General features: G+C 39.0%; 1 pseudogene. It reads left to right on the top strand.

From position 1 onward, the window contains the following. A pseudogene (locus tag H4J65_RS05880) lies at positions 1-233 on the top strand (IS110 family transposase); the annotation flags it as partial. Positions 234-272: the final 39 nt, after the last annotated feature.

Below are 272 nucleotides of genomic sequence, written 5' to 3'. Positions count from 1 at the left end.
TGAAGGGGCGAACAACATTATGTAAAAATGGACCGGGTCGAATACGGGCTGTTTTATACATGGCTGCGATTGTTGCCACTAAATATAATCCTGATATTAAGATTCAATATGAACGTTTATTGAAGGCAGGAAAAACAAAAATGCAGGCGCTTGGCGCTGCAATGAGAAAGTTAGTACAGATTTGTTTTGGGGTGTTAAAGCACCAAAGCGAATACCGATCTCAAGCAATTTAAATGAGTGTTTGAAATCGGTATAGAGAGATGGTATCTACA

Source organism: Colwellia sp. MB02u-9 (assembly GCF_014077085.1).
Lineage (GTDB): Bacteria > Pseudomonadota > Gammaproteobacteria > Enterobacterales > Alteromonadaceae > Cognaticolwellia.
The sequence above is the reverse complement of the archived record's forward strand: the minus strand, read 5'-3'. Positions and strand labels throughout refer to the sequence as shown.